The sequence below is a fragment of the Flavobacteriales bacterium genome, assembly GCA_013214975.1.
Taxonomy (GTDB): Bacteria; Bacteroidota; Bacteroidia; order DT-38; family DT-38; genus DT-38.
The window spans coordinates 1-5,263 of record JABSPR010000321.1 but is presented as its reverse complement, the minus strand read 5'-3'; the positions used below and the strand labels follow the sequence as shown (position 1 = coordinate 5,263).

The 5,263-nt window shown below is 36.3% G+C and carries 5 protein-coding genes and 1 tRNA gene; 3 read left to right on the top strand and 3 right to left on the bottom strand.

Annotated elements, in window-relative coordinates; all coding sequences use genetic code 11:
• Window positions 1–132: 132 nt before the first annotated feature.
• Window positions 133–206: transfer RNA gene (locus tag HRT72_10230), tRNA-Asn, on the bottom strand.
• Window positions 207–319: 113 nt separating this feature from the next.
• Between HRT72_10230 and HRT72_10225 the strand changes: the two genes are divergently transcribed.
• Complete coding sequence (locus HRT72_10225) at window positions 320–1,234, top strand: sugar kinase (GenBank protein ID NQY68079.1); 915 nt, start codon at window positions 320–322, stop codon at window positions 1,232–1,234.
• A 36-nt stretch (window positions 1,235–1,270) separates the two neighbouring features.
• Window positions 1,271–3,853, top strand: coding sequence for a hypothetical protein (locus tag HRT72_10220; GenBank protein NQY68078.1), 2,583 nt, complete (start codon window positions 1,271–1,273; stop codon window positions 3,851–3,853).
• A gap of 6 nt (window positions 3,854–3,859) precedes the next feature.
• On the opposite strand, the gene rnhA is transcribed toward HRT72_10220, so the two are convergent.
• Both rnhA and HRT72_10210 read right to left on the bottom strand, forming a co-directional pair.
• Window positions 3,860–4,321, bottom strand: a complete 462-nt coding sequence (rnhA, locus tag HRT72_10215) for a ribonuclease HI (protein ID NQY68077.1) — start codon at window positions 4,319–4,321, stop codon at window positions 3,860–3,862.
• On the bottom strand, window positions 4,322–4,891 hold the full coding sequence (locus tag HRT72_10210) for a phosphoribosylglycinamide formyltransferase (GenBank protein NQY68076.1): 570 nt from the start codon (window positions 4,889–4,891) through the stop codon (window positions 4,322–4,324).
• Window positions 4,892–5,038: 147 nt separating this feature from the next.
• Between HRT72_10210 and HRT72_10205 the strand changes: the two genes are divergently transcribed.
• A partial coding sequence (locus tag HRT72_10205; protein NQY68075.1) for an acyl carrier protein occupies window positions 5,039–5,263 on the top strand: 225 nt, incomplete at its 3' end.

The following is a 5,263-nucleotide window of genomic DNA, read 5'->3' as shown; positions in this document are numbered from 1 at the left end:
TCAAGAGCGGTGAGGAGTCGGAAATAATTCAGTGAGTTATCAACACTAAAAAAGCTTGCCAATTGTATTTTACTGAATTCCTTGTAAAAGAAGAAAGCCTTGATATGCTGTGATATCAAGGCTTTTCGTCTGCTCTCCCTCTAGGACTCGAACCTAGGACACCCTGATTAACAGTCAGGTGCTCTAACCAGCTGAGCTAAGGGAGAATCTTTTTCACCCTTTTCTTTCGAAAAAGGTTTGCAATATTAACCTAATTGTTCCGATAATCCAATACCCTACTAATTTTTTGTAGGTTTGCGCAAATCAAAAAAATATTGCTATGAGTTTATTGGTAGTTGGTTCTGTAGCGTTCGATGCAATCGAAACACCGTTCGGTAAAACAGATAAAATTATAGGTGGGGCTGGTACATACATTAGTCTGTCTGCATCGTACTTTACAAAGAGTATAAACTTGATATCGGTTGTTGGTGGAGATTTCCCAAATGAGACCTTAGAGATGCTTAATTCTAAAGGAATTAACACGGAAGGAATAGAAATTAGACAGGATGAGAAAACATTCTTTTGGTCTGGTAAGTATCACGATAATATGAATCAGCGAGATACAATTACAACTGAATTAAATGTATTAGAAACATTCGATCCAACAGTTCCAGATAATTACCAAGGATGTGATGTGCTTCTTTTAGGTAACTTATCTCCAGGGGTTCAGAAATCTGTAATCGATCGTTTAAATGATAAACCAAAATTAATTGTGATGGATACAATGAATTTTTGGATGGACATTATGATGGACGATTTAAAGACAACTATCGGAATGGTAGATGTGCTTTGTATTAATGACGAGGAGGCACGTCAGCTTTCAGATGAGTATTCGCTAGTTACAGCTGCGAAGAAAATTATGGCGATGGGTCCAGAATATTTAATCATTAAGAAAGGAGAGCACGGAGCGTTGTTGTTCCATGGAGATAAAATATTCTCAGCACCAGGTTTGCCGTTAGAAGAAGTATTTGATCCAACAGGAGCAGGCGACACGTTTGCAGGTGGATTCGCAGGTTATTTGAGCGCGCAATCGGAAATTAATTTCGATAACATGAAAAAGGCTATAATTTATGGTTCAGCTTTAGCCTCATTTTGTGTTGAAAAATTTGGGATAGAGAGAATAACAGACTTATCTAATGAGGATGTATCCAATAGAGTTGCTAAATTTAGTGACCTTATTGCGGTTGATTTATAGTTTTCGGCAAACAAATTTTGGTTAGGTATTAAGTTCATGAATAGATTCTACTTACTAGTAATTGTTCCGCTCCTAATAATAGGGGGATGTAGTAAGAGTATTGTTCAATTGCCACCAATCGAGGTTAAGCCGAATCTTGCTCAAAGCGAATTTGTAGTAGGCTACAAACCTTCAGCAAAAAAGGTAAACGACATTACCCACACTAAGTTAGAACTCAGCTTCAGTTACGATAAAAAAGAAGTTTATGGTATTGCAGAATTAACTGTTAAACCCCACTTTCTGGATGTTGCTCAACTTATTTTGGACGCCAAGTATTTTGATATACATAACGTGTCTTTACTCAATGAAGATGGAGTTACACAATCGCTAAATTTCGAATACGATTCGCTTAAGTTGACTATAGAATTAGATAGAAGTTATGCTGCGGAGGAGGAATATACTGTTCAAATAAAATATACTGCTCATCCACATGATGTAAAAGACGCTGCATCCCAACAAGGTCTATTCTTTGTTGACGTTGCTACAAGCAGTAAAAAGTCATATCAGATTTGGTCGCAAGGAGAAACCGAAATGGCTTCGTCTTGGTTTCCAACGAACGATAGGCCAAATGAAAAATATACCCAAGAAATTTATTTAACCGTTGATACAAATTTTACGACGTTATCGAATGGGTTACTTGTATTCACTGCGGATAATGGTAACGGTACAAAAACCGATTATTGGAAGCAGTTAAAGCCTCATGCACCATATTTAACGGCAATTATTATTGGTGACTTTGCAGTTGTTAAAGACGAATGGAAAGGCATAGAAGTGAGCTATTATGTTGAACCCGATTATGTGCAGTATGCAAGAAATATTTTTGGACGAACACCTGAAATGATCGACTTCTATTCGAAGAAGTTGGGCTACAGTTTTCCTTGGGAAAAATTTTCGCAAGTAATTGTAAGAGATTTTGAAGTCGCCTATGCTATGGAGAATACATCGGCTGTGGTAAACCATACAAATTTCCAGAAAACAAAAAGAGAACTTCTTGATGGGGACGACGATGCGACAATCTCTCATGAGTTATTTCATCATTGGTTTGGTAACTTGGTTACTGCAGAATCATGGGCAAACCTCTCCTTAAACGAGTCTTTTGCTACTTATGGAGAATATCTTTGGTTCGAGCACGACAAAGGAATGGATGCAGCAGATTATCATCTCAGTAAAGATCTTAAGCGTTATATAAGTGGATCTAAAAGTGAGATACACGACCTCGTTTGGTTCGATCATCCTCATCGAAAAGATATGTTTGACGTGCATTCTTATCAGAAAGGAGCGTGTATTTTACATATGCTTAGAAACTATCTTGGCGACAAAGTCTTCTTCGCATCGTTAGAACATTATTTAACCGAAAATGAATACCAAGATGCAGAAGTTCATCATTTAAGAATGGCTTTTGAAGAGATAAGTGGCGAAGACTTAAACTGGTTTTTTAATCAATGGTTTTATGGTAAAGGTCATCCGGAATTAAAGATTACATACAGCTACGATGAGCAAAAGAAAAGTCAAATTGTATATATAGATCAGGAACAGGATTTGGCTGTCAATGGGATCTATAGATTACCTATCAAAATCGATATATACCATGATGGCAAGGTGGATTCGTTCAAAGTAGTAATTGACAAGGTGAAGAACAGGTACAGTTTTGATGTAGCGACAAAACCAGATCTGGTGAATGTAGATGCGGATAAGATGCTGCTTTGTGAGAAAGAAGACGCAAAATCAAAAGAGGAGATTGTTTTTCAATATTACAATGCACCTAAATTTATTGACAGGCTAGAGTCTATTAAAGACTTATACAAATCTTATCAGGACGATGAAGTATCTCAGAAAGTATTTGTTGATGCTTTAGATGATTCATTTTGGAAGATTAAGTTGAAAGCATTGACCTATGTGAATGACAGCTTGTCTGTTTCGAAAATTTCTTTGAAAGAAAAAGTGATTCAGATGGCGCAACACGATTCGGAATCTTATGTGAGGGTATATGCATTAAATCATCTAGCAGATTACTATAAAGGAGATGCAGATATTAGTGCAATGCAAGAGCAAGCTTTAAACGACAGTTCTTTTTATGTAAATAAAACAGGCCTAATTAATATTTTGAATGAAGACGAAAAAAAGGGACGGAGCTTAGCAAAAAGATTTGAAAAGGAAGGCAATAGTGAAGTGCTGATTGGTCTTTCAAACTTTTATTCTGAGAATGGTACTATAGAAGACAATGAGTTCTTTATATCCACCATGAAATCGATCGATACGTATAGCAGAGAGTATTTGATTGGTAACTATGCTTTGTATTTAACCGGGATAAAAAATGATTCCGTTGTTAAGCTGGCAATTCCAATTCTTGAATCGATTTCTCGGGAAGATAATTTAGATGACAATAGACTGGCTAGTTTATTAGCCCTAAAAGACCTTGAGTGGCATTATGTTGACGTTGAGAAAAGCGGTAAGGATAAAGAAGAAGCGACCTATTTAAAGAAGAAGATTGCGGAGATCATAGAGATCTCTTTGAAGGAAGAAAAAGACAAAGAGGTAATATCAGAATATGAAAACTATATTCTGTTCGAAATTAAATAGAGAGAGTTATTCTTTTTGGTTTTCGTAGCCACTGTCTATCCCTAGATTGGATTCGTCAGCAACATTAAATGCAAGTCGATCGCACGCCTCGTTATAAGGATTGTCGGCATGTCCCTTTACCCATACGAACTTCACATTGTGCTTAGGATAAATCAATAGAAATCGTTGCCAAAGGTCAACATTCTTTTTACCCTTAAAATTTTTCTTTTGCCAATCGAATACCCATCCTTTGTTTACAGAGTCTACCACGTACTTAGAATCGGAATATATGGTAACATCTTGATTAGGATTTTTAAGTGTTTCTAAAGCTGCAATTACACCTAAGAGCTCCATTCTATTATTAGTGGTAAGTCGGAAACCTTTGGCTAATTCTTTTCGATGGCTTCCCGACATCATAATAACACCATACCCACCGTTACCAGGATTCCCTTTTGATGAGCCATCGGTGTAAATGGTGATTTTGGCCATCTAGATGCTTTTAAGAAACTTTTCTATTTGTTTTGGAAAGTTAGCATGCTCCAGGTCAAGAACTCTTGCGGCTAACTCTTCGGCTGTGTCGCTTTCTAACACTTCACATTTTTTTTGGAAAAGGATCTCGCCTTCATCGTACCTTTCATTTACTAAATGAATAGTAATTCCAGAGGCCGTTTCTTTAGCGTCAATAACAGCTTGGTGCACATTGGCTCCATACATACCATAACCGCCAAATTTTGGTAATAGGCTAGGATGAATATTTATTATTCTATTTGAAAAAGCTTTTAGAAGGTTATCCGGCACCTTCCATAAAAACCCTGCCAGTACAATCAAATCAATTTTACGCTGCGTTAGCTTAATTCTAATAATAGAAGATTCGTAAAATATTTCTTTATCGATTATATAATGATCGATGTCATTTTTAGCTGCATGGACGATTACGCCTGCCTTTCTTCTTGTAGAAATTACGAAGTCAACCTTAACATTATTCTTTATTTTGAAATACTCAATAATGGCCAAAGCATTGGACCCAGAGCCGGAAGCGAAAATTGCGATTTTTGTCATAATAAGGTGTAAAGATATCTGCTTTAGAATTATCATAGCGAAAGCAGTCAGATATAGTTATGCACAATAAAGAAGAGAGATTTTGAATCATTTTGTTTTTACACTAATCTTTTCTTTATTTGCAGCCTTAAACACAAAAACAATATTATGTCAGATCAGGCTTCAAAAGTAATATCTATTATAGTAGATAAGTTAGGAGTAAGTGAAAGTGAGGTAACTCCAAACGCAAACTTTACTAACGATTTAGGTGCCGATTCCTTAGATACAGTAGAGCTTATCATGGAATTTGAAAAAGAATTCAATATTGCTATTCCAGACGACGAAGCTGAGAAAATCGGTACAGTTGGAGAGGCTATAGACTATATTGAGAAG